This window comes from Cryobacterium sp. BB307, assembly GCF_012274275.1.
Classification (GTDB): Bacteria; Actinomycetota; Actinomycetes; order Actinomycetales; family Microbacteriaceae; genus Terrimesophilobacter.
In genome coordinates, this window is record NZ_JAANZA010000003.1 from 31,416 (window position 1) to 55,667 (window position 24,252).

The window sequence follows — 24,252 nt, forward strand, 5'->3', positions numbered from 1 at the left end:
ATTCGCAAGGAGGACGATTGTCTGATCAGGGAGACGTCGCGCCCGCTGCGTGGTATCCGGACCCCCACGGGGTCGCCGAACTCAGGTGGTGGGACGGAACCCAGTGGACGGATGCCGTTCACGGGACGACTCCGCCAACAACCGGTTCGACGGCCGTGTTCCCGGCGCTGCCTCCCACGGATGTACCGCTGCATGCTCCGGCGGTACCCGCTGTGCAGTCGGCCGCCGTGGCCGAGCCGGTCGCCGTGGCCGAACCAGCAACCGTGGCGGAGCCGGTCGCAGTAGCCGAGCCGGCAACACTGCCGGAGGCCGCCGCGGTGCCAGCGCCGGTCGCCGCCCTGGACGTGCTCGTTGACGCCCAACTGACCCAGCAGCCGGGGATTCTCACCGACCCGGAAGGCACCGGCCTCGGCACCGAGACCTGGCCGCCTGCCCTGGCTGTCGGCGACGGGCCGTCGCGCTCGCAACTGCGTGAGGTGCAGGCTGATTTCTCCCAGCCGGGTGAGCAAGCCTACGAGTGGGGTCGTGAGACGACTCGCTACAGCACGATGCCCGGCCAGGCGAACCCCGCGGGCGCGCGCTGGCGGGGGCTGTCCGGTCCGACGAGGCCGACCCGGTCGAACACCGCGTCATCCTGGGTGATCGCGTTCACGCCATTGATCACAGCGCTGCTGACTTTCGGCGCCATCTTCGCGCTGGTCAACATCCCCGGCCTCGAAGCAGCGCCGATGCAACTGGTCCTCGCGGTTGTGGCGGCGGTGATGTTCGCGGTGACCCTCCTGCTCGCCATCAGTGACCGCAGCCGGCTGTCCAGCTTTGGGCACATCACACCAGCGCACTGGGCGTGGGCGCTGCTCGGCTCGCTGGTCTACCTGATTGCGCGCACGATCTCCGTGTTCCGCAACACGTCGAAGATGACCTGGCAGCTGTGGGTCAACCTGCTGCTGACGGTCGGCGTCATCACGGTTGCTGTCGCCGCAGTGTCGATGTTCATCTCCTTCGCCCGCCAGTTCCTGGGGTTCTAGCAGGCCTCGGTGACTGGAGGGGATGCTCATGGGCAGCCTTGAGATCATCCGGGGCGACATCACCCGACAAGAGGTCGACGCGATCGTCAACGCGGCGAACTCGTCCCTGCTCGGCGGCGGCGGAGTCGATGGCGCGATCCACGCGGCGGGTGGCCCCGACATCCTCGCCGAGTGCCGGATGCTGCGCCGGGACCACCTCCCGCACGGGTTGCCTGCCGGGCAGGCCATTGCGACAGGCGCAGGGCGGCTTCCGGCCCGCTGGGTGATCCACGCCGTCGGCCCCGTGCACTCTCCCAGCGACGATCGCACCCACCTGCTCGAGAGCGCCTACCGCAGCTCGCTCGACGTCGCGGCTGAGCTCGGTGCCGAGTCGGTCGCGTTCCCGGCAATCTCGGCGGGAGCATATGGATGGCCGAAGGAGAGCGCTGCGTTCGTCGCGGTGAGCAGCGTCGCCGACCGGCTCGACGACTTCGAGCTCGTGCGATTCGTGCTGTTCAGCGACGAGCTGCACGAGCTCTTCCACCGGGCGGCGAGCGAACTGCTCTGAGGCCTGCGCACCCGCGGTCGTCAATACAGGAAGATCGGCAGAGCGCCCGGATTGTGGGCGTGCACGATCACCAGGAACACGACGACGTCGAACAGCAGGTGCACCGCCACGACGTAGCTCAACGACTTCGACAGCATGAAGATGTAGCCCTGCAGCAGCGCGAACGGGATCGTGAGCAGCGGACCCCAGCTCTGGTAGCCGAGCTCCCAGAGGAACGAGACGAAGATCGTCGCCTGCAGGATATTCGCCTGCCACAGCGGGAAGTGCTTGCGCAGCAGAGCAAACACCGTGCAGATGAAGAACAGCTCATCCCAGATGCCAACAGCGTTAACGCCGACGAACAGGCGCGCGATCTCATCCGGTGCGCTGACCGCCGGCCAGTTCAGGTACGCGCCGGAGTGGATGAAGTACGTCGGCAGGATGAGCCAGCCCAGCAAAACCACGACGACGAGGTACACCCACTGCACACGCGACCAGCGCCGCCCGGTCAGAATCGGGAAGACGATCGGCTGCGTGCCCGGGCGGCGGTTCACGACGTGGCGCGACAGCAGGTACGGCACGACGACGGCGAGCGCGAGCACCGTTCCCATGACAACCATGTTCAGGTAGCTGATGTCCGCCTCGAGCCGGATGGTGCTGATGATCCCCATGCCGATTGCGATGAGGCCGAGGTCGGCGGCGAGTTCGCGGTCGATGGCGAACGCGGAACCGACGCCGGCCACCAGGAGCAGGTAGCCGGCCAGTCGCGGGACCAGGTCGTGGTCAGCACCGACACCGAAGAGCAACACCGCGGATGCAGAAACCAGCGCGGCGGGAAGAAGGCGCCAGGAGACTCCGGTGGCCGGGCGCAACTCGATCACGTTCACCGTTCCAGCTTAAACGCCAGGAGGCGGTGGGATCCTTGGCTGGCCGTTACCCCCGTACCGTCCAGCGCTTCTGTGATCTCACCGCCCCCGGGTGCCCCCCGTATTGCGTAGAGACACAGTAACCCCGCGTCAAGCGGCAAATAATCCCCCAAAGGGGGGCGCTGCCGAGATCGAGACCTGTGTGCGACCATCCAGCGTCCATCGGCACCGGATGCACATGGCGAAGGCCTCCGAACCTGCATTGCAGCTTCAGGAGGCCTTCTATACCGTCGAGTTTTACCTCGTTAGTGGCCACAGACTACTCCCCCAAACGGGGGACGCAAGCCCTAAAGTCTCGCTGGATGGTTGAGGGTCAGCTGAGCCAGTCGGCCAGCACCAGCGCCTGGTTGTGGTGCTCGTCCTTCGCGCTGAAGAGCAGTGTGACAACCTTGTGTCCGGCCAGCGAGTCGCGCAGCTCTGCCGCTGCCGGATTCTTGTCGAGCTCTGCCCGGTAGCGCCGCTCGAACTCCGGCCAGTTCGGCACTTCGTGGTGGAACCAAGTGCGCAGCTCGTCGCTCGGCGCGACCTCCTTCGCCCACTCACCAAGCGCCGCACGCTCCTTGCTCACTCCTCGCGGCCAGAGACGATCGACGAGAACGCGGTAGCCGTCATCCGGGCTCGGATCGTCGTAGATGCGCTTCGTTCTCAGTTCCACGTTCGACCTCCTGTGAGTCAACAGTGCCAGTTGACAGCGCCTGCGGCTACGGTGGCGAGCATGGAATCCGATACAGTGCTCACGTTTGTCGAGGATCTGCTGACCACCGCGCCCGTGCCCGCCGAGGGGATGAGCCACAACACGGTGCTCTCCGACGGCGGAGTGCGCGTCGTCATGCTGTCGTTTGCCGAGGGTCACGTGCTGAAGGACCATGCCGCGCCGGGCCAGCTGCTCATGCAGGCGGTTGACGGCGAGCTCAAGGTGCGCGTGGCGCGTGAGGAGCTGATCCTGAAGCCGGGTGGGCTGATCAGCCTGGCCGCGAAGACACGCCACGAGGTGGAGGCTGTCACGGATGCGCGGCTGATGCTCACGCTCGTGACCAGATAGCGTCAGCGAAACTATGCTGGGAAGATGTCCGCGAAGCACCCCGACGAGGATGCGCGGATCCGGGCTATGCGCTACCGCCTCGACGAATCGACACCGGATGCCGAAGAGCAGGAGCAGCAAGCGCCGACCGCGCAGCAGCGGTCGCAAGCCGTCGAGATGGCGATCCAGCAGGCAATCCGCCGCGGGGACTTCGACAACCTGCCTGGAGCCGGTAAGCCCCTGACCAACCTGGGGCGGGTGTACGACCCCGACTGGTGGATCCGCCAGAAGATCCAGAGCGAACGCATCACCGGGCTAGGGCCACCGGCCCTGACACTCCGCACCGAGGATGTCCAGCTCGAGGAGAGGCTCGATCGGGCCTTCACCGAGGCGGACGTCCGTGGCATCCTCGAGGACTTCAACAAGCGTGTGATCGAGGCGCGGCGTCAGCTGCTGGGCGGACCGCCGGTCGTCACGATGACGCGCGACATCGATGCCGAGGTTGCCGCGTGGAGGGCACGGCGCCGGGCACGGCAAGCGGAGCGGGTGGAGGATGCTCAGCCGCAACCGCGGAAATCGTGGCGTGACAGGCTGCGCAAGCGCGCTGATTGAGCTGGTTTCGAGACGATCGCTTCGCGATCCCTCAACCAGCGAGCCGTGCGATCCGTCAACCAGCGGACGCGTCGAGCGCGTCGCGCAGCAGCGCCGACAGAGCCTCCAACTGGACGTTCGACTCGGCGACCACTTCCTCATCGGACCCATCGAGCGCCCGGGCGGCGAGCCCGGCCTTCGAGTCGATGAGCTCGGCGATCTTCGCATCGATCGTGTGGGCAGCGATGATGCGCCAGGCGGTCACCGGCTCCGACTGACCGATGCGGTGCACACGGTCGATCGCCTGCGTCTGCTCGGCGCTCGTCCAGGACAATTCAGCGAGCACGACGTTGGACGCCGCCTGCAGGTTCAAGCCGACCCCGGCCGCGGTGAGTGACGCGACCGCGACGTGCACCTCTGGGTCATTGGTGAACGCGTCGATCTCGCGCTGGCGCTGGGCGCTCGTCTGGTCACCGCGAATCGAGATCGACTTGAGCCCGGTGCGTGCGAAGTGCTCCTCCGCGGCATCCATCACGTCGATGTGCTTGGCGAAGAAGACCACCTTGCCGACCGACCGGGCGAGCTGAGCCGTGTAGTCGGCGGCCAGCACGGCCTTGGCCTGCCCGATCTTGCGCACCATGGTGAAGACGTTCTCGCCCGACTTGGTGCCCTTCGACTCCTCAAGTTCTGCGTGCGCGACCGCGCGGATCAGGTCCTCGCGCGCACCATCCGGCTTGGCGGCGAGCACGCGGCGGTACTTGTCGAGCAGACGAGCGACGAGGGCGTCCTCAGCCGCCCGGATGCTGCGCCCGGCCTCACCGTCAAGCTCGACCGGCAGGTCGGCGATCCGGCGTGCAGGGATGTCGGCCGCGACATCCACCTTCTTGCGCCGCACGATGCCCATCTCGACGACGGCCTTGCGGGCCTCGGCGAAGAAGCCGAAGTCGGCCGGTGTCAGCCCGGTCTCCTCAAGCTTGTCCATCAGCAACGGCTGCGGCTTCTTGTCGTCGATCCAGCCGAGGAACTGCCAGATGGCGCGGAAGTCCTCGATGTCGTTGATCAGCGGGGTACCGGTCAGCGCCATCATGAGCGCGTCCGGTTTCAGTGTGCGAATGCTCTTCGACAGTGCGAGCACATGCTTGGAGCGCTGCGACTGCATGTTCTTGATGAAGTGCGCCTCGTCGACGACCATGCCCTTGAAACCGAACCGGCTGAGCCAGCCGACGTGGCGGTCGAGCACCTCGTAGTTGACGATCACGACATCGCTGAATGCGTCGACGTCGTCACCGTCGCCGTGCACGACCGTCGCGGTGCGCTTCGGCGTCCACAGTTCGACCTCGCGTGCCCAGTTCGTCTTGACGACGTTGGGCACGACCACCAGCAGCGGGTAGGCCTTGCTCGCTGCAGCAGCTAGCAGGGCCTGGGCGGTCTTGCCGAGGCCGGGCTCGTCGGCGAGCAGGAAGGTGCGGTGCCCCTCCTTGACCTTGGCCATCAGCCTGGCCTGGTGCCGCATCAGTTCCATGCCGCCGGGCGTCGCGTGCGGGCCGTCTTCGGGGAGGTCCATGGTGGCGGCTCCCCCGCCGGCGCCGTACTCGAACGACTTGAACAGCGGGTCGAGCAGCTCCCAGTTCGCGAGCCGGCTGGCCTGCGGCTTCGGCTGCGACTGGATGGCGGTGAGGTCGGGGGCAAGGAACGGATTCGCGAGCTGAGCCTGCCGCACCGACAGCGGAACGACCTGCTTCTCGACGAGCGGGTTGGGTGCCTCCGGCTCCTTCACGATGATGAGGTCGTCCGGGGACAGCTCGGTGCCGGATGCGATCAGCATGTCCCGGCGGAGCTTGTGTGCGGCATCCGATACCTTCGCGTCCTCCGCGAGCAACTGGATCAGCGACGTGTCGCGCGCCGCCGTCTTCGCCAGGATGGTCGCCACGCCATCGAGCCGCTTGAGCGTCTCGGCACGCTCCGCGTCGGTGAGTTCGGGGTCGGCCTTGGCGTGCTTGCGCTCCTCGCGCATGAGCAGCGCGATCACCTGGAACTTGGTGCGGTTGGCCGGGCTGGCCTTGCCGCGCTCCACCGAGCTCTCCACTTCGCGCACCGCGCGAGCGAGCACCGGGATGATGCCGACATCGTCCCCCGGGCGGGACCGCCGCTGTGATGAGCGCCTCTGCGCTCCGCCGGATCGTGCCGACGTCTTCTGGCCCGATCGAGCCATGCTCCTCCTCGGGAGGGATACCCCTCCGCCACTGTGCGTGACCGAAGCGGTCACGGGTCAACTCCGCGTATTCGGCGGCTATCCGACACCCGATTCGAGCAACCCACCGTGAAGCAAGGTCGAATCGCGATTGGTGTCACGTTCGAGTCGAGTTTACGCCATAAAAGGGCAATCCGCCCAGTGCGCGCGGCAAATCCGGCGCACGCGGCGGATTCTGTTGGCCTCAGCGCTGTCTCACGTCGATGCTGCCGTTGCTCGTCCGCAGCTCGAGCTGGAACTGGCCGCCGTCCTCATCCGGCACACCGATGTTGGCGCTGCCGTTGCTGGTTTCCGCTGTTACGTCGTACGAGTCCTCCGGCACGGTCAGGCTGATCGACCCGTTCGATGTCGTCGCCGAGACGTTCTGGGCGGTCTCCAACTCGAGCTCGATCGCGCCGTTGGAGGTTTCCACGCTCGTGTCGCCCTGGAGCCCCTCGCCGCTGATCCTGCCGTTGCTGGTACGCGCCGAGACTGTGCCCGTGACGTCGTTCAGCTCGACTCGACCGTTCGACGTACGCACGTCCACATCAGCGACGTGGCTGAGTTCGATCCGCCCGTTGCTCGTCTCACCCTCGACCGACACGTCCTCTGCCAGTTCGATCACGTACTCCACGGAGCAATTCCGGCCGCACCCCTCGAGCACCAGTTCCCCGCTGTCGACGCTGTAGGTGTCCTCATCCGGCTCGTTGCCGCGGTAGCTGAAGGTGCGCTTCATCGTCACCTCGGACGCCCCTTCGGTGCCAGTGATGACGACGCTCCCGGAATCGTTATCGATCGCGAGGCGTACCGAGTTGACCCGGTCCGTGATGACCGTGTCGTCTGACATGGTCGACTGCGGAAGGATGAAGCATCCAGCGAGCCCGACCGCCGCTGCGCTCGCCAGGATTCCTGCTGATGTCACTCTCGCCAAGTTGCGCATGTTGCTCACCAGATCTCCGAAATCAGCGGCGGGGCAGATCCCACCGCGCGGGTCCCTCGAGACGTGCACCATCCGCCGCGAAACGTGAACCGTGCAGCGGGCAGTCCCAGCTCAACTCCGCGTCGTTCCAGGTGACGACGCCGCCGAGGTGCGGGCAGCGGGCTGAGACCCGGGAGGTCTCGCCGGCGACGGTGCACACGCCGACAGGTCTCAGCCCGTTGTGGGTGACGATGGCTTCGCCCTCGGCGGGCGGCGTCTCGGGTTCGGCCGTTTGCCACGCGCTCAGATACCCGCGCACCAGGTGCACCGCGACCGCCGCGTTCGCACCGATGCCCGCCGCGACATCCTGCGGGCTCGTGATGCGATTGTGCAGCGTGCGTGCCCACGGGATGCTGCCGCCGAGAATGTCGGACGCCAGGGTCAGGCTCGCGGCAACCGAGTTGGCCATGCCCCACTTGTTGTAGCCCGTCGCCAGGAAGACACGGCCGCGACCGCGCGGGAGCCAGCCGACGTAGGGAACACGCCCAGCGGGTTCATAGTCCTGCGCCGACCAACGGTGGGTGGGCACGGCCCCCGGAAAGTGTTCGCCGGTCCAGCGCTCGAGGTCATCGAACTGGGCCTGCGGTGATGGTTCCCGACCGGTCACATGACCGTTGCCACCGACGATGAGCAGTTCGTCGCCGGTGTTCCCCTCTGGCAGCATCCGGTCGGCGGCGGTTCGCAGTGAGCGCGTCGGCGTGTCCGCCGAGATGTACATGCCCTTGGGGAACTCGCCGGGGACCCGGAACGCCATGGCATAGGACCGCTGCGGGACAACCTTCGCCCAGTACAAACCGCGGTCCAGGATCGGCATCCCGGTGGCCAGGATGAGCTTGCCTGCGAGCACCACACCGCGGTTGGTCTCTACGTCGACCGGCTTCGATGCCCGCACCCTCCTGACGTTCGACTTCTCGTAGATGACGCCGCCATGGTCGCGGACATCCGCGGCGAGCGCCGCGAGCACGAGCATCGGGTCGACCTGCGCCTGGTCGGCGAGGCGCACAGCGCCGTGAGTCTCGAAGGGCAGCTCGGTCGGCTCGACGAGGTCGGTTGGAAGGTCGAGCCGCCGGGTGGCCTCGTATTCGCGCCGCACCGCATCCGCGGCATCCGGGGTCGCAGCATACGTGAACGCGTCGCGGCGCTGGACGGGAACGCCATGCTCTTCGCAATAGCGGATGAGCCAGTCGCGGCCCTCCCGGTTCGCCTCGACATACGCCCTGGCGGTGCGCAGCGTCGTGTGGGCGAGGATGTCGCTGAGGCGCGTGCCCTGCAGCACCGACAGTTTCGCGGTCGAGTTGCCCGTTGTCACCGCACCGACCGAGCGCGCCTCGAGCACCGCAACGCTGAGGCCCGCCCGGGCGAACAGGAGCGCCGTGGTGAGACCGGTGATGCCGGCGCCTGCGACAACGATGTCGAAGCGGCGGCGCGCGAAGTCGATCGGTGGAGGATCCGTCTCGATCCCGGGTGACTGAGCCCGCCAGAGAGAGGTCTCAAGTCTCGTCAGCATGGGCACCTCCGTGGGACTCACGGTAGGCGGCATCCGGATGCCCGACCAGAGGATTCAGCCGGTTCCCTGCCGACTTGCAGAGTCAGCGTCGGGTACGAGCTTTACGGATTCGGGACCTTGACGAGCACACCAGCGAGGATCAGCGCGAGAGCCGCCGCGTACTGCCCGGCCACCCAGAACTGACCACTCAGCTCGAAAGGCCAGACCGGGTTCCACACCACGACGATCGCTGCCAGCGGCGGCAGCCACCACCAGTGCCGCGCTTGCACCGCGAACACACCGACGATGGCCGCGAGGATCGCGACCGCGAAGCGGATCCAGAGGAACCCACCCGGGTCCTCGATCAGCAGCAGGCCGGCCACAAGGACGACGGCCCCGAGGATGCCGGGGGCGAGGGCTGGGCGGGTGTAGGGCGGTGGTGAGGGGTAGGAGGTCATCGTGGTCAAGGGTACTGGTGGTCGTGGCCGGGACGCTCCGGCCGCTTCGCGAGGACGGAACGTGAGACCGCCGCCCGTAGACGCCCACCACACCCGCGGCCTCACGTTCCGTCCCCGCTTCGCTCGCTGTATTGGCGGATCGAGCCTGCCGTGACCACGTGCCGCTAGGGTCTGGAGGGTGGAGAGTGTCGGGTTCGACGAGGTTCGCGCGGTGGAACGGCTGCAGGCGCTCGTGCGCGTTCCGACGGTGTCGAGGCTCGACGAGTCCCAGACCGAGTGGGCCCGTTTCGACGAGTTCATCGAGCTGCTGCCTGACCTGTACCCGGAGACGCACTCGGCGCTCACGCGTGAGGTGGTAGCTGGTCACTCCCTCCTCTACCGCTGGGCGGGACGGGAGCCGGGCGATCCCGCTGTGCTGATGGCGCACTACGACGTCGTCCCTGCCGACGTGGACGGATGGGAGCATCCGCCGTTCGCCGCGGAGATCGTCCCCACCGAGCACGGCGACGTGGTCTGGGGACGCGGAACGCTCGACGACAAGGGGTCGCTCGCGACCATCCTGGAGGCGGTCGAGGCCCTGGCGGCATCCGGATTCCAGCCCAAGCACGACCTGTACCTGAATTTCGGGCACAACGAGGAGACCACCGGCGGCGGAGCAAGCGCGATCGTCGACCTGTTCGAGGAGCGCGGCGTCCGGCCGCGACTGGTGCTCGACGAGGGCGGAGCGGTCGTTGAGGGGATCTTCCCCGGAGTCGGTGACCCGATCGCGGTGGTCGGGGTGAGCGAGAAGGGCATCCTCGGCCTCACGATGACCGTGGAGCAGGAGGGCGGTCATGCCTCCACTCCCCCGCGGATGACTGCGACGGCTCGGCTTGCGCGCGCGATCGTGCGGCTGAACTCGAAACCGTTCCCGAAGGCGTTCACGGCGCCGAACCTAGAGATGATCCGCACGCTCGGAGCGCGAGCGCGGCAGCCGTTCAAATGGGTGTTCACCAACCTGTGGCTGACCCGGCCGCTGCTGCTCGGGTTGTTCACCAAGCTCGGCGACGAGACCAACGCGATCGTGCGCACCACCGGTGCGGTGACGCAATTGCAGGGTGCGGATGCCGCGAATGCGCTGGCGGAGCGCGCCGTCGCGGTCGTGAACGTGCGGGTCGCGGTCGGCTCGAGCGTCGCGGAAGCCGTGGCGCACGTGCGGCGCGCCATCCGGGATCCGAAAGTGCGGCTCGACGCCCAGTACCCGAACGAGCCGAGCCCGGTGTCCCCAACGCACGGGCCGGCGTGGACGCTCATCAAGGAGACGATCGAGCACACCTACCCGGGCACGATCGTCACGCCGTACGTCATGCTCGGCGCCAGCGACGGTCGGCACTTCACGCGTATCAGCGCGAACGTGTACCGGTTCAGCCCGTTCCAGATGTCGAAAGCGGAGCGGGGCACGTTGCACGCGATGAACGAGCGGATACGCGTGAGCACCTACCTGAGCGGAGTGCTGTTCTACCGGCAGCTGGTTGCCGGACTGTGACGGGCTAGCCGGACTGCCGGATGACCTGCAGCGGGCGCGTCATCGGCGGCGCCTCGAAGAGTCGTTCGAGCGCCGGGTGCAACTCCGCAAGCCACGCCTGATAGCCGGCGTCGTTCAGGTGCAGGCCATCGGTGCTGAAGTCCGGGTTCAGCTCGGTGCCGCCGGCAGCGAGAGCAGGCCACAGGTCGAGGTATTGCGCCTTCACAGTGGCGCAGAACTGCCGCAGGTGGATGTTCGCCTCGCGAATGCGAGCCGCGAACTCCTGCTGGCGCGGCGGGATGGACTGCACGAGCATCCGGACACCCGGGAGTTCGCGGCGCAACTCGACCATCATCAGCTGAATGTTGCGGACCACGTGTTCGACGCTCGACCGCTGGCCGAGATCATTAGTGCCCGCCATAAGGACGATCTCATCCGGATGCGTGTCAACGACATCTCCGAAGCGCTGCAGGACGTCATCTGTGGTCGCGCCGTTGACTGCGAAATTCACCACGCGGGCATCGGGCAACCACGCGCCCCAATCGAAACCGGCGGTCAGACTGTCACCAAGGAAGGCGATGAGCGGCCGAGCATCATCGCCCGCGCCGACGCTGCTGTGGGAGTTGCTCATGAAAATCCTTCCGCCTCTGCAGAAAATTGTGTCGGTGAGGCCTGAGAAAGTGCCGGAGGTTGGCGTCGGGTGGGCTGGTGGGCGGCTGGGCAATGCTTGGCTGCTTCGTGTGCGCCGCGGGGCCATAAACGAGCTCGCCGGCCGCTCTGCTCCTTCACAGGTGGCCCGGAAAGTAGTTTCTAACAGATTCTCAAATATGCTTGGGTAGCTGTGTTCGAGGCTGGGACAATTGATGCATGAGATCTTCCGCAGCTACGTTCAGCACCTCGCTCGAGGTCCTGCTTACTGCTGCCGCCCGGATCGGCGCCGACGCGCCGGGTGCCCGGGCGCTGGGTGACAAGCAGCTACTGGCGGCGCAGGCGTCGTTGGCGGAGGCCAAGCGCAGTCTTGATGCTTGCGCCTCGGTGCTGGCCGGTGAGGTGGTGCGCCGCTCATCGGTGGAGGCGGGGTTCGGTGGGTTGGCGCGGAAGGAGGGGTTCCGCACCCCGGAGGCGCTGATCCGTGGGGTGACCGGCTCGACGGCGCGGGAGGCGACCACGCTGGTGCGGGTCGGCACCATGATGAATGACGCCGACCTGCTGCAGAACGCCGAGACCGCCGGCATCGACGACCCGGCAGGGCTCGCCAGCATGATGACCGAGCCGTGGCTGACCCCGGTCGGCAAAGCCGTCGCGGCCGGCACCGTCTCGGTGGCCGGTGCCGAGGCGATCCGCACCGGGCTGGGCAGACCCGGACGCGGTGTCACGACTGACGACCTGACCGCCGCCGCGACCCGGCTGGTGGAGCACGCGGCTGGCACCGATGCCGAGCAGCTGCTGCGCATCGCCCGGACCGCCCGGGACGACCTGGACGCCGCCGGGATCGTGGAGCGGGAGCGGCAGCGCCGTGCCTTGCGCTCCTTCCGCAGGTGGAAGCGGGACGACGGGATGACCCGGTACACCTGGGACCTCGACCCCGAGGGCGCCGCCCTGATCGATGACGTCTACGACAAGCTCACCTCACCACGCCGGGGCGGACCCCGCTTCACCACCGGTCCGGAGCAGGCCCGGGCGGAGCAGATCCTGGCCGACACCCGCACCACCGAGCAGCTGGCCTCGGACGGCATGCTGGAGCTGATCCAACTGGCCCTCGACACCGACCCGCAGGGTGTGGTCGGCGTGAACCGGCCCGCGGTCAGGGTGCTGGTGGCCGCCACAGACCTGACCGACCGGACCGGTCGGGGCTGGATCGAGGGCCAGGACTACCCGGTGTCGATCACCACCGTGGAGCGCAACGCCTGCCTGAACGGCATCGAGCTGATCGTCTTCGACGACCGCCCCCTCCCCGTCAACCTCGGCCGGGAACAGCGCTTCTTCAACCGGGCCCAACGCCGGCTGCTGGCCGCCCGCGACGGCGGCTGCGCCTGGCCCGACTGCGACCGACCCCCCGAGTGGACCGAAGCCCACCACATCCGCTGGTGGGAACGCGACGGCGGAACAACCGACATCGACAACGGCATCCTCCTCTGCCACCACCACCTGCTGCTGCACGACGAGGGCTGGGAGATCGAAACCCGCGACCACGACCCGCTAGCCCGGTTCTGGCTCATCCCACCCCGCGACATCGACCCCACCCAGACACCCAGGCCGATGCCATCCAAATCACCGGCACTCAACGACGCCCTCCGAACCGCCGAGCGACATCGGGCCACCTGAGGCACCGCGGGGAGAACTCTGCCCAGCAACGGGGTCCTATGACGGAAAGTCGGAGGCAAACCCAAGGTGAGCGCCGCATGCTGACACGCATGACTGACGAGCTACTAGACGAGCGAACCACCACTGGAGCCTTCGGCAAGAGCAAGCGGAGCGCGGTACTGAATTCCGAGCTAGCGCGCTACTCCCGAGAGGGCTGGCGAGTCGAACACGTCGCGAACGGACAAGCCATCCTCTCCAAGAACAAGCGCATCGGCTGGTTCTGGAACATCGTCCTCACGATCATCACCTTCGGCCTCTGGCTCATCGTGGTCATCTACAAGGTGCTCAACCGCAAGAAGAGCACCATGGTGATCACCGTAGATTCCAACGGAGTCGTTCACCGCGAGTGAGCGGCGCGAACCGACTACTGCTGCGCACGCTCCAGAATCAGTTCGCGAACTCGAGCAGCATCCGCACTGCCCCGCATCGCCTTCATCACCGCGCCGATGACCGCACCGGCAGCTTGAACCTTGCCGTCGCGAATCTTCGCCAGCACATCCGGCTGAGCCGCTAGTGCCTCATCGATCGCCGCAATCAGCGCACCATCGTCGGACACCACAGCCAAGCCACGCGCCTCGACGATCTCCTCCGGCGAACCCTCACCGGCGATCACGCCCTCCAGCACCTGACGAGCCAGCCGGTCGGTGAGCGTGCCCGCATCAACCAGGGCAACCAACTCCGCAACCTGCTGCGGGGTCGCCAACGTCGACGCATCCACTCCACGCTCGTTGGCGGTACGGCTCAACTCACCCATCCACCACTTGCGTGCGGCCTGCGGAGCAGCCCCCGCCGCCACCGTCTCGCTGACCTCAACCAGCAGGCCGGCATTCACGATCGCCTGGAAGTCCACATCGCTGAAGCCCCAGTCCGTCTTGAGCCGGCGACGCATGAGCGCCGGCGACTCCGGCAGCGCAGCGCGCAGCTCCTCGATCAGGTCGAGGGACGGCTCCACAGGAAGCAGGTCCGGCTCCGGGAAGTAGCGGTAGTCATCCGCGTCACTCTTCGGCCGGCCCGGCGAGGTCCGGCCGGTGTCCTCGTGCCAGTGCCTCGTCTCCTGGATGATCGTCCCGCCCGCAGCCAGGATCGCCGCCTGCCGCTGGATCTCGTACCGCACCGCACGCTCGACGCTGCGAAGCGAGTTGACATTCTTGGTCTCGGTGCGAGTACCGAGCTTCTCCTGCCCCCGCGGCCGCAGGGACACGTTCGCATCGCACCGCAGGTTTCCGCGCTCCATCCGGGCATCCGAGATGCCCAGTGCGCGCACGATGTCCCGGATCGTTGAGACGTACGCCTTCGCGAGCTGCGGCGCATCCGCCTCGGCCCCGAAGATCGGCTTGGTCACGATCTCAACCAGCGGCACACCGGCACGGTTGTAGTCGACCAGCGAGTACTCAGCACCCTGGATGCGACCGGTCGCGCCGCCGACGTGCGTGAGCTTGCCGGCATCCTCCTCCATGTGCGCACGCTCGATCGGCACCTGCACCAGGCGACCATCCTCGAGCTCCACCTCGACCGAACCCTCGAACGCGATCGGCTCGTCGTACTGGCTGATCTGGTAGTTCTTCGCCAGGTCGGGGTAGAAGTAGTTCTTCCGCGCGAACCGACTCGACGGCGCAATCGAGCACCCGAGAGCCAGGCCGAGGCTGATCGAGTACCGGACCGCCTGCCCGTTCACGACCGGCAGTGATCCCGGCAAGCCGAGGTCCACCGGCGTGATGAGGGTGTTCGGCTCCGCACCGTGACCATCATCGTTCGCCGGGTTCGGCGCATCGGAGAACATCTTCGTCTTGGTCGACAGCTCCACGTGCACCTCGAAGCCGAGAACCGGCTCGAACAGCTCGATCGCCTTGTCGAAGTCCATAAGCTCTGGCTTGGCCATCAATTGTCTCCTCCGACGAGCGCGGGCACTTTGCTGAGGATGCTGTGTCCCCACGACTGCTCAAGCAACGCCTCGACCGTCGCACCCACCTCGTAGAGGCGGGCATCCGCACGCGCGGGCGCCATCAGCTGAAGGCCGGTCGGCAGGCCGTCCTCCGGGGCGAGCCCCATCGGGATGCTCATCCCGGGAACGCCGGCGAGGTTGGCGGGGATCGTCGTCACGTCGTTCAGGTACATCGCGAGCGGATCCTCGAGCTTCTCCCCCAGCTTGAACGCTGTCGTCGGCGCCGCGGGCGACACCAGCACGTCGGCCTGCTCGAACGCCGAGGCGAAGTCGCGCTGGATGAGCGTGCGCACCTTCTGCGCGCTGCCGTAGTAGGCGTCGTAGTATCCGGCGCTCAGCGCGTAGGTGCCAAGGATCACGCGGCGCTTGACCTCCGGGCCGAAGCCGAGTTCGCGGGTTGCTGCCATGACGTCCTCGACGGTGCCACCACCGGGCGGGGTGACCCGCATGCCGAACCGAACGCTGTCGAACTTCGCGAGGTTGCTCGATGCCTCCGCCGGCAGGATCAGGTAGTAGGCGGCGATCGCGTAGGTGAAGTGCGGGGCGGAGACCTCGACGATCTGCGCGCCGGCCTTCTCCATCACCTCGAGCGCCTGAGCGAACCGCTCACTGACGCCCTGCTGGAAGCCGTCGCCACCGAGTTCCTTCACGACACCGACACGAACACCGTCAAGCGAACCGGATGCCGCGCCGCGACGAGCTGCGTCGGCGAACGACGGCCAGGCATCCGGGATCGATGTCGAGTCGCGAGGATCGTGTCCGCCGATGACGTCGTGCAGCAGCGCGGCATCGAGCACCGTGCGCGTGACCGGGCCGACCTGGTCCAGCGACGAGGCAAGCGCGATCGCCCCGTAGCGCGAGACACCGCCGTAGGTGGGCTTCATGCCGACCGTGCCGGTGACAGCACCGGGCTGACGGATGGAGCCACCGGTGTCGCTGCCGAGTGCGAGCGGCGCCTGGAAGGCTGCGATCGCCGCGGCCGAGCCACCGCCCGAACCACCGGGGATCCGGTCGAGATCCCACGGGTTGCGAGTCGGCCCGTAGGCCGAGTGCTCGGTGGAGGAGCCCATGGCGAACTCGTCCATGTTGGTCTTGCCGAGCGGCACCAGACGCGCCCGGCGGAGCCGTGCAACGACGGTTGCGTCGTACGGTGGCACCCAGCCCTCAAGGATGCGAGAGCCGGCGGTCGTCGGCATGTCCTGCGTGCACAGCACGTCCTTGATGGCGATCGGCACTCCCGCGAGCGGACCGAGCTTCTCGCCCGCGGCGCGGTCGCTGTCGACCTTCGCCGCGGTGTCGAGCGCGTCCTTGGAGATGTGCAGGTAGGAGTTCACGCGAGGCTCGACCGCCTCGATGCGGTCGAGGTACGCCTGGGTCGCCTCGACCGAGCTGAGTTCGCCCGCGGTCAGCTTCTCCGCCAGCTGGGCGGCGCTGAGCCGAATAACGTCGCCCGCGCTCACTGTTCCTCCCCCAGGATCGCCGAAACCCGGAACCGGCTGCCGTCGTGCTCCGGCGCGCCCGCGATCGCCTGCTCGGTGGTGAGCGTCGCGCCGACGACATCCTCCCGGAAGACATTCGACATCGGGATCGGATGCGACGTCGCCGGCACATCGGGCGTTGCCACCTCCGAAACGGTCGCGATCGAGTCGATGATGACGCCGAGTTCGCCTGTCAGCTTCTCGATCTCTTCAGTGGTGAGGGCGATCCGAGCCAGGTTCGCGAGGTGCGCCACCTGCTCGGTAGTGATTTCAGACACCACACGATTCTATTCGCGTGGCACACGACGCGAAGGACCGGGTCAGGTCAGCGGCTCGCGAGGAGCAGCTTGCCTGCCTTCTCCCCCGGATCGCCGCCGACCGAGACGAGGTCAGCACGATCGATGCCGATGAGCGCGAGATTGCGCACCGACTCACTGCCGGGCGTGAAGTACTCGTTGTGCCCGTGCGAGCCGGTCAGCATCGCCCGGGTGATGGCATCGACGCCCCCTGCGACGCTCATCGACTTGGCGCCGTAGCCCGGGGCGCCAGGGTCACTGCCATAGAACGCCGTGTTCACGACCGGGTCGCCGGATGCTTCACCGACGAAGATCTTGCCGCCGCGAACCGCGAGGTCGGCGGCGGACTGCGCGGCACTGCCGGGCGAACCGACCATGGCGAGCGCATCCACCTGGAAGCCGCTGTCCTGCAGCGCGATCATCGCCGCCGTGGAGCCATAGGAGTGCGCGAGCACCGCCACATGCGGTTGGTCGCCCTCGCGGATGCTCTGAAGCCCCTCGAGTGCGTTGGCGAGGAAGATCGCGCCCTCCTCGGCCAGGCTGAGGGAGCCGATGTTGAGCAGGTGCGGCGTTTGATAGCCGATCCACGCAACAGTCGCGACGGTGCTGCGGCCCTGGTCCGTCTTGCCCTCGAGCCGGTCCAGCCAGCGGTTCTGCTCCTCATAGACCACAGTCGCTGTGTCGGCCCAGTCGCCGACCTGCCCATCGATGGTGAAGAACATGCCGGGGATCAAAAAGCTCACGTAGTCGGCGGTCGTCACGTCCCCGACCGCGATGGCCGCGCGGCCTGGCCACTGGGTGTCCAGAGTCACGAGCGTGCGGGGCGGCTCGCCGGCATCCGTTCGCAGCGCCTTTGCGATCTCCTCCAGCATGTGCAGCGTGCCGTCCACCGCGACTGCGACGCCGCGGCCGACCCCGGAGTCGAGCTGCGCCTCGAGCGCGGCGATCTGCTGGCTGAGGAACCGGCGATTGGCCATATCGCGGACCGACAGGTCGATGCCGTCCAGATTGCCGACCAGCTGCGGTGCCGCCGCCATCAGGTCGAATCGCGCCGACGTGTCAAGGCCCGCCCACCAGGACGAGACGTCGCGTGCCGTGGGCGGACGCAGCAGCAGGTCGGCGACCAGTTGCGGATTCTGGGCGACGAAACTCTCCAGGCGTTCGCGCGGCAGGGCCGCCAGACGGCCGAGCATCGCGGTCGGCGCGGCGCCCGCGCTCTCGCGCGCACTATCAGCGAACGGAACCGGGATGAGCGGGGCGGGCGCGAAATCCACCTGACGAGCTCGCGTGTCCGGACCGCCAGCAACGGCATCCGCCGACACGACCACGCTGATTTGCGGCATGGCTGTTGACTCGCCCACTCCGCCAAGCGAAACGGTAGTGGCGAGCATTGCCAGCTCCCACAGCAAGTCGGGCCCCATCCAATCGTTCGCCTGAGCGAAACGCGTTTCGAGTGGCGGCAAGCGTCGAACCACTCGATAACCCCCATAGTAGGGGGAGAACTTGTGTAAAACTAACAAGTTTTGGTGAATGAATCGGGAACCGAGTTGTGGGAGCCGGTCGCCTCCCTAGGTCAGAGCGGCCAGTCGAGTCATTCCAGTGGCGGCGAATCAGTCGACTGACAATCGCAAAATGTGCCGGTCAGACGAGCCAAACGGTGGTGTCAGGCGGCAGCGTGCCGCCGTCGACACCGGCTGATTGCAGCACGATGCGTGTGCCCGGCCCGTCTCCCGCGGGAAGCTGTACCGATTCAGTTCCGGTGTTGGCGATCACCGTCACCCCCGAGTTCCGGAACGCGATCGTCTCGGAGCCGTAGCCCTGGAGCCACTCGAGCGCTCCGTTGCCGAGGTCGTGCTCTGCGCGCAGCGCAAGCGAGCGCTTGTACAGCTCGAGCGTCGAGTCGGGAACGCCCTCCTGGCTGTCCCGCGCGAACTGACTCCAGATCTCCGGCTGGGGCAGCCAGCTGAGCCCGGTGTCGTTGAAGCCGAACGCCGGGGCCTCGGCCTCCCAGGGGATCGGCACGCGGCATCCGTCGCGCCCGTACTTCTCACCGTCGGTGCGGAACCAGGTCGGATCTTGACGCGACTCGTCCGGCAAATGGATGGCCTCAGGGAGGCCGAGCTCCTCGCCCTGGTAGACGTACGCGCTTCCCGGCAACGCGAGCATCAGCGCACTTGCCGCGCGGGCCCGCCTAAGCCCGAGTTCGGGGTCCGGATGCTCCGGCGAGTTCGGGCCGATACCGGCGCCCTGCGGGTTGAGTTCGGGGTTCAGTACGAGGCGGGTGGCGTGGCGGATGACGTCGTGGTTCGACAACACCCAGGTGCTCGGCGCACCGACGCTTGAGAACGCGTCAAGCGACGCGTCGACCACGCGGCGGATGGCATCCGCGTTCCACGGCGTCTCGAGGTAGGCGAAGTTGAACGCCTGGTGCATCTCATCGGGTCGCACCCACTGCGCGAGCTTCCGCGGCGGGTCGACCCACGCCTCGGCGACGAGCACTCGGTCGCCCTCGTACTCGTCGAGCACTTCGCGCCACTCGCGGTTGATCTCGTGCACACCGTCCTGCGCCCAGTACGGCGGGGTGGGAAGCTCCGGTCGGTCGGAGGCGGCCTCGTTCATGCCGGATGCGTCGAGCGCGCCGGATGCAAGCGCGTCGTCCAGCCCGGCCGAGCTGCCCATGCTCCCGGCGTTGGCCGGTGGAGTGTAGTCCGGCATTCCGGCTGCCTTCACCATGCCGTGCGCGACATCGACACGGAATCCGTCGACTCCGCGATCGAGCCAGAAACGCAGGATGTCCTTGAACTGCTCACGCACCCACGGGTTCTCCCAGTTGAGGTCGGGCTGGGACGAGTCGAACAGGTGGAGGTACCACTGGCCGGGCTTGCCGTTCTCATCGGTGATGCGCGACCAGGCCGGCCCGCCGAACACCGACTCCCAGTTGTTGGGCGCCTCGTCGCCGCCCGGGCCCTTGCCGTCGCGGAAGATGTAGCGCGCGCGTTCCTCACTGCCCTCTGGCGCGCGAATCGCGGCCTGGAACCAGCGGTGCTGGTCTGAAGAATGGTTCGGCACCAGGTCGACAATGACCTTCAGTCCGAGCTCGTGCGCACGCGCCATGAGGGTGTCGAAATCGGCGAGCGTGCCGAACCTCGGGTCGACGTCGCAGTAGTCGGCAACGTCATACCCGGCGTCGTTCTGCGGCGACGTGTAGAACGGCGAGAGCCAGACCGCATCCACGCCGAGAACGCTGAGCGCATCGAGCCTTCGGGTGATTCCGGCGAGGTCGCCCAGCCCGTCGCCGTCGGCATCCGCGAAGGAGCGGGGGTAGACCTGATAGATGACGGCGCTGCGCCACCATTCGGTTGTGAGCATGCCGATCACTGTAGTCAGTGATTTCTGAAAGCGCTTGCACGAGACGCCGGATAACGAATGCAGTTCAAATACGGGGTGCCTAGTTGTAAACCGTCCCGCGAAACGGTATATGTGGAACCGCTTGCAGGATATGCAGGCGCTTCTGCGGAGGATGGTCTCCAGTGCGAGCCGCTGGCTTCTTTCCCACTGCGGACTTCCCAAGCGCACTGAGAGAGGCGAAACACCATGAAGGTGAAATCACGAGGGATTCTTGCGGCTGCGGCGACAGCCTCGGCCGCAGCGCTCGTCCTGGCCGGCTGCTCCGGCAACCCCGGAACCGACGCGGAGGGGCCCGTCGGCACTTTGACCGTGTGGGTCGATGCAGACCGCGCCGGTGTCCTCAAGGACGTCGCCAAACAGTTCCAGGCGGACAAGAACATCGAGGTCAAGCTCGTCACCAAGGACTTCGGTGACGTCCGCGACGACTTCATCACCCAGGTGCCCACCGGCCGCGGTCCCGACATCATCGTCGGCGCGCACGACTGGCTCGGCAAGCTCGTCCAGAACGGCGTCGTTGCTCCCCTCGAGCTCGGGGACACCGCAAGCGACTTCCAGGACGTTGCGATTCAAGCCATGAGCTACGAGGGCACGACCTACGGTCTCCCCTACTCGGTGGAGAACATTGCCTTGTTGCGCAACGTCGACCTTGCACCCGATGCGCCCGCCACCTTCGATGAGGCGATCGCGACCGGCAACCAGCTCAAGGCGGATGGAAAGGCCGAGTACGCGTTCCTCGTCGGACTCGACCCGAACGCATCCGACCCGTACCACCTGTACCCGCTGCAGGCGTCGCTCGGCGCTCCGGTGTTCGGACTCGACGCCAATGGCACCTACGACGCCAGCAACCTCACGCTCGGTGGGGCGGGTGGCGAGGCATTCGCCACCAAGCTCGCTGAGTGGGGCGCTGCCGGCATTCTGAACACGAACATCAGCGGCGACATTGCCAAGGAAGAGTTCAACGCAGGAAAGTCGCCGTACTTCCTCACCGGACCGTGGAATGTCCCCGCTGCGGCCGACGCCGGCATCAACTACGCGATCGACCCGATCCCGACCACCGGTCCCAATGCGGCAACGCCGTTCGTGGGCGTCCAGGGCTTCTTCGTCAGCGCGAAGAGCGAGAATGCGCTCGCAGCCAACGAGTTCCTTGTGAACTACATCGGCACCGAAGCGGTGCAGACCGCCCTCTACGAGGTAGGTGGTCGTGCTCCGGCGCTGACCTCTGCGTTTGAGGCCGCGAAGTCCGACCCGGATGTCGCCGCTTTCGGTGAGGTCGGCGCAGCCGGCGTCCCGATGCCGAACGTGCCTGCCATGGATGTTGTCTGGTCCGACTGGGGCAGCACTGAGGCCGCGATCATCAACGCCCAGGGCGACCCCGTCGCACTCTGGCAAGCGATGGTGCAGAGCATCCAGTCCAAGATCGACAAGGGCTGATAATCGATTAGTGGCCGGGTCCGCGACGGGCCCGGCCACTCTTCGCCGTCAACCCCTTTCGATCGAACGCTCGGAGCGGCATGAGCACCATCAGCGAACAACGCAAGACACGTCAGGGACTGCCCAGTCTTCGCGGCATCGTCACCAAGATCGTGTTGCTCAGCATCGTCGACGCGATTGCCGTCTTCGCACTCTTCACCCTGTTCGTGCAGGAATCGTGGGTGGTCTTCGGGATCGCCGCTGCCGTCACCCTCGCCATCAACTACATCTATCTGCGACCTGGGCTGCTCCCCGCGAAATATCTCTTGCCCGGTGTGCTCTTCTTGGCCGTCTTCCAGATCTTCGTCGTCATCTACAGCGGCTACATCGCATTCACGAACTACGGCGATGGCCACAACAGCACCAAAGAAGACGCGATCGAAGCGATCATCCTGACCTCCCAGCAACGCGTTCCGGATTCGGCAACCTACGGCATCGCCGTAGTCGAGCAGTTGGGTCAGTTGAGCTTCCTCGTCACCGACCCCGACGGCGACATCTGGCTCGGTGGTGATGGTGCTCCGCTCGAGCGAGTGACGAACGCCGAGACGGATTCAACTGGCAAGGCAACGTCCGTCACTGGCTACAACACCCTGACGCTGCAGGACGTGCTCGGCAATCAGCGCGCGATCGCCGACCTAGCCGTTCCTCTCACGGACGACCCCAATGACGGCGCACTGCGCACGCCGGACGGCAGTCGCGCGTTCCTCTACCTGTCGTCGCTTGTCTACGACGAAGACGCCGACACATTCACAAACACGGCGAACGGCACGGTCTACACCGACCGCGGCAACGGCGCGTTCCAAGCGGACAATGGGGCGTCACTCACCCCCGGCTGGAAGATCGACGTCGGGTTCGAGAACTTCGCCCGGGCGTTCGGCGAGGAAGACATCCGGGGCCCGTTGCTGAACGTGCTGCTGTGGACCTTCGCCTTCGCGTTCATCTCGGTCGCGTCGACCTTCGTGCTCGGACTGCTGCTTGCAATGGTCATGAACGACTGGCGGATGAAGGGACGCCGCTTCTACCGGGTCCTCATCATCCTCCCGTACGCCTTCCCAGGCTTCCTCAGCGCGCTCGTGTGGCTTGGCCTGTTCAACCAGGACTTCGGATTCATCAACGAAGTGCTGTTCGGTGGCGCTTCGATCCCATGGCTCACCCAGGAGTGGCTAGCGAAGTTCAGCATCCTGTTCGTCAACCTATGGCTCGGCTACCCCTACATGTTCCTCATCTGCACCGGTGCGCTGCAGTCCATCCCCGACGACATCATGGAGGCCGCGGCAATCGACGGCGCCAAGCCGTGGGCGGCATTCCGGCTCATCAAGTTCCCCCTCCTGCTCGTCTCGGTTGCCCCGCTGCTCATCTCGTCGTTCGCGTTCAACTTCAACAACTTCAACCTGATCTACATGCTCACCGCCGGCGGTCCGCGCGACCCGTCGGCCGGCGTTGATGCCGGGGCCACAGACATCCTGATCACGCTCGTCTACAAGGTGGCGTTCGGAAGTGGAACCGGACGTGACTACGGACTGGCAAGCGCGTTCGCGATCCTGATCTTCATCGTCGTCGGCGCGATCGCGGCGTACGGCTTCAAACGCACGAAGGTGCTCGAGGAGTTGAACTGATGACGACACTCACCAAACCGGCACCCCCCGCAGCGAATGCTGCCCGGGATCGCCCCACGCCGATCCCTCAGCGGCGGAAGCCCCTGGCGCGCAGATTCGCCGAGACAGGTTGGCGACACGTCATCGGCGTGGTTGCAGTCATCTTCGCCGTCTTCCCGCTGGTGTACGTGCTTTCGGCGTCGCTCAACCCGAACGGGACCCTCGTCGGATCGAACGCCCTCTTCCGCACGGTCGACCTCGGCAACTACTTCCGACTGTTCGACAGCCCCCAACAGCCGTACGGGGCCTGGTTCATGAACACGCTGCTGGTCGCGTCCATCACGGCCCTGAGCACGGTGTTTCTCGGTGCACTGGCGGCGTACGCATTCTCACGCATGCGCTTCACCGGTCGGCGATTCGGGCTGCTGAGCCTGCTGCTCGTGCAGATGTTCCCCCAGCTGCTCGGTGTCGTTGCCATCTTCCTGCTGGTATCCGCCATCGGAGACATCTTCCCCGCGGTCGGGCTCGGCACGCACGCCGGCTTGATCCTCGTCTACCTCGGCGGGGCGCTGGGCGTGAACACCTACCTCCTCTACGGGTTCTTCAATACGATCCCGATCTCTATCGATGAGGCGGCACGCATCGACGGTGCCAGCCACGCGCAGATCTTCTTCACGATCATCCTCCCGCTGGTGACGCCCATGCTCGCGGTTGTCGGGCTTCTCTCCTTCATAGGCACGACGAGCGAGTTCGTGATCGCGAGCGTTGTGCTCACGGAGCCATCGACGCAAACGCTCGCCGTTGGCCTGTACCAGTTCGTCACTCAGGAGACCTCCAAGAACTGGACCCTGTTCTCCGCGGGAGCGGTCCTGGCCGCAATCCCGGTGACACTGCTGTTCCTCTTCCTCCAGAAGTACATCGTCGGTGGTCTCACCGCGGGATCGGTGAAGTAA

22 protein-coding genes are annotated in these 24,252 nt (G+C 66.5%); 10 read left to right on the top strand and 12 right to left on the bottom strand.

The features are described 5' to 3' along the window. Positions 1-17: 17 nt before the first annotated feature. Together HGK58_RS11705 and HGK58_RS11710 are read left to right on the top strand one after the other, a co-directional pair. Entirely contained in the window at positions 18-1,025 is a 1,008-nt protein-coding gene (locus HGK58_RS11705; RefSeq protein ID WP_168627805.1) for a DUF2510 domain-containing protein, read from the top strand. A gap of 28 nt (positions 1,026-1,053) precedes the next feature. Next, positions 1,054-1,572, top strand: coding sequence for an O-acetyl-ADP-ribose deacetylase (locus HGK58_RS11710; protein ID WP_168627806.1), 519 nt, complete (start codon positions 1,054-1,056; stop codon positions 1,570-1,572). 20 nt (positions 1,573-1,592) lie between these two features. On the opposite strand, the gene HGK58_RS11715 is transcribed toward HGK58_RS11710, so the two are convergent. Continuing rightward, positions 1,593-2,438, bottom strand: a complete 846-nt coding sequence (locus tag HGK58_RS11715) for a CPBP family intramembrane glutamic endopeptidase (protein ID WP_349236212.1) — start codon at positions 2,436-2,438, stop codon at positions 1,593-1,595. 352 nt (positions 2,439-2,790) lie between these two features. Next, entirely contained in the window at positions 2,791-3,132 is a 342-nt protein-coding gene (locus HGK58_RS13840; protein ID WP_349236213.1) for a DUF488 domain-containing protein, read from the bottom strand. A gap of 60 nt (positions 3,133-3,192) precedes the next feature. Between HGK58_RS13840 and HGK58_RS13845 the strand changes: the two genes are divergently transcribed. Both HGK58_RS13845 and HGK58_RS11730 read left to right on the top strand, forming a co-directional pair. Continuing rightward, positions 3,193-3,519: a cupin domain-containing protein gene (locus HGK58_RS13845; RefSeq protein ID WP_227412136.1), complete on the top strand. Its 327-nt coding sequence runs from the start codon at positions 3,193-3,195 to the stop codon at positions 3,517-3,519. A gap of 66 nt (positions 3,520-3,585) precedes the next feature. Next, the gene (locus HGK58_RS11730; RefSeq protein ID WP_227412144.1) at positions 3,586-4,110 is read left to right on the top strand and encodes a DUF1992 domain-containing protein; all 525 of its coding nucleotides are present in this window, start codon (positions 3,586-3,588) and stop codon (positions 4,108-4,110) included. 55 nt (positions 4,111-4,165) lie between these two features. Here the strand turns inward: HGK58_RS11730 and HGK58_RS11735 are convergent, their stop codons facing one another. The 4 genes from HGK58_RS11735 to HGK58_RS11750 all read right to left on the bottom strand — a co-directional run bounded on the left by HGK58_RS11735 (position 4,166) and on the right by HGK58_RS11750 (position 9,242). Then, positions 4,166-6,301, bottom strand: a complete 2,136-nt coding sequence (locus HGK58_RS11735) for a DEAD/DEAH box helicase (RefSeq protein WP_168627810.1) — start codon at positions 6,299-6,301, stop codon at positions 4,166-4,168. A 223-nt stretch (positions 6,302-6,524) separates the two neighbouring features. Next, a complete protein-coding gene (locus HGK58_RS11740; protein WP_168627811.1) occupies positions 6,525-7,241 on the bottom strand; it encodes a DUF4097 family beta strand repeat-containing protein in 717 nt (238 codons plus the stop codon). 40 nt (positions 7,242-7,281) lie between these two features. Further along, on the bottom strand, positions 7,282-8,805 hold the full coding sequence (locus HGK58_RS11745) for an FAD-dependent oxidoreductase (RefSeq protein WP_168627812.1): 1,524 nt from the start codon (positions 8,803-8,805) through the stop codon (positions 7,282-7,284). A 101-nt stretch (positions 8,806-8,906) separates the two neighbouring features. Then, a complete protein-coding gene (locus HGK58_RS11750; protein WP_168627813.1) occupies positions 8,907-9,242 on the bottom strand; it encodes a DUF6804 family protein in 336 nt (111 codons plus the stop codon). Positions 9,243-9,420: 178 nt separating this feature from the next. On the opposite strand from HGK58_RS11750, the gene HGK58_RS11755 reads away from it, so the two are divergent. Further along, on the top strand, positions 9,421-10,767 hold the full coding sequence (locus HGK58_RS11755) for a M20/M25/M40 family metallo-hydrolase (protein ID WP_168627814.1): 1,347 nt from the start codon (positions 9,421-9,423) through the stop codon (positions 10,765-10,767). Positions 10,768-10,771: 4 nt separating this feature from the next. On the opposite strand, the gene HGK58_RS11760 is transcribed toward HGK58_RS11755, so the two are convergent. Then, entirely contained in the window at positions 10,772-11,377 is a 606-nt protein-coding gene (locus HGK58_RS11760; protein ID WP_168627815.1) for a GDSL-type esterase/lipase family protein, read from the bottom strand. A 236-nt stretch (positions 11,378-11,613) separates the two neighbouring features. Between HGK58_RS11760 and HGK58_RS11765 the strand changes: the two genes are divergently transcribed. Together HGK58_RS11765 and HGK58_RS11770 are read left to right on the top strand one after the other, a co-directional pair. Next, the gene (locus HGK58_RS11765) at positions 11,614-13,071 is read left to right on the top strand and encodes an HNH endonuclease signature motif containing protein (RefSeq protein ID WP_168627816.1); all 1,458 of its coding nucleotides are present in this window, start codon (positions 11,614-11,616) and stop codon (positions 13,069-13,071) included. Positions 13,072-13,160: 89 nt separating this feature from the next. Beyond that, positions 13,161-13,460, top strand: a complete 300-nt coding sequence (locus HGK58_RS11770) for a hypothetical protein (protein ID WP_168627817.1) — start codon at positions 13,161-13,163, stop codon at positions 13,458-13,460. A gap of 14 nt (positions 13,461-13,474) precedes the next feature. Here HGK58_RS11770 and gatB read toward each other — a convergent pair whose 3' ends face one another. From gatB to HGK58_RS11795, 5 genes are all read right to left on the bottom strand, one after another. Beyond that, positions 13,475-14,989 (bottom strand): Asp-tRNA(Asn)/Glu-tRNA(Gln) amidotransferase subunit GatB, encoded by a 1,515-nt coding sequence (gene gatB / locus HGK58_RS11775; RefSeq protein ID WP_168627818.1) that lies wholly within the window; start codon positions 14,987-14,989, stop codon positions 13,475-13,477. Continuing rightward, complete coding sequence (gene gatA, locus HGK58_RS11780; RefSeq protein WP_168627819.1) at positions 14,989-16,512, bottom strand: Asp-tRNA(Asn)/Glu-tRNA(Gln) amidotransferase subunit GatA; 1,524 nt, start codon at positions 16,510-16,512, stop codon at positions 14,989-14,991. The genes gatB and gatA overlap by 1 nt, the downstream gene beginning before the upstream one ends. Further along, a complete protein-coding gene (gatC, locus tag HGK58_RS11785) occupies positions 16,509-16,808 on the bottom strand; it encodes an Asp-tRNA(Asn)/Glu-tRNA(Gln) amidotransferase subunit GatC (RefSeq protein ID WP_168627820.1) in 300 nt (99 codons plus the stop codon). Before gatC ends, gatA begins: the two co-directional genes overlap by 4 nt. Positions 16,809-16,855: 47 nt before the next feature. Further along, positions 16,856-18,169 (bottom strand): alpha/beta hydrolase, encoded by a 1,314-nt coding sequence (locus HGK58_RS11790; RefSeq protein ID WP_168627821.1) that lies wholly within the window; start codon positions 18,167-18,169, stop codon positions 16,856-16,858. Positions 18,170-18,467: 298 nt separating this feature from the next. Then, entirely contained in the window at positions 18,468-20,195 is a 1,728-nt protein-coding gene (locus tag HGK58_RS11795; RefSeq protein WP_168627822.1) for a glycoside hydrolase family 13 protein, read from the bottom strand. A gap of 225 nt (positions 20,196-20,420) precedes the next feature. On the opposite strand from HGK58_RS11795, the gene HGK58_RS11800 reads away from it, so the two are divergent. The 3 genes from HGK58_RS11800 (at position 20,421) to HGK58_RS11810 (ending at position 24,252) form a co-directional block, all read left to right on the top strand. Then, the gene (locus tag HGK58_RS11800; RefSeq protein WP_168627823.1) at positions 20,421-21,665 is read left to right on the top strand and encodes a maltose ABC transporter substrate-binding protein; all 1,245 of its coding nucleotides are present in this window, start codon (positions 20,421-20,423) and stop codon (positions 21,663-21,665) included. A gap of 80 nt (positions 21,666-21,745) precedes the next feature. Continuing rightward, on the top strand, positions 21,746-23,320 hold the full coding sequence (locus HGK58_RS11805) for an ABC transporter permease subunit (protein WP_168627824.1): 1,575 nt from the start codon (positions 21,746-21,748) through the stop codon (positions 23,318-23,320). Further along, positions 23,320-24,252 carry a sugar ABC transporter permease gene (locus tag HGK58_RS11810; RefSeq protein WP_168627825.1) on the top strand — a complete coding sequence of 311 codons (933 nt, stop codon included), beginning with the start codon at positions 23,320-23,322 and terminating at the stop codon, positions 24,250-24,252. Before HGK58_RS11805 ends, HGK58_RS11810 begins: the two co-directional genes overlap by 1 nt.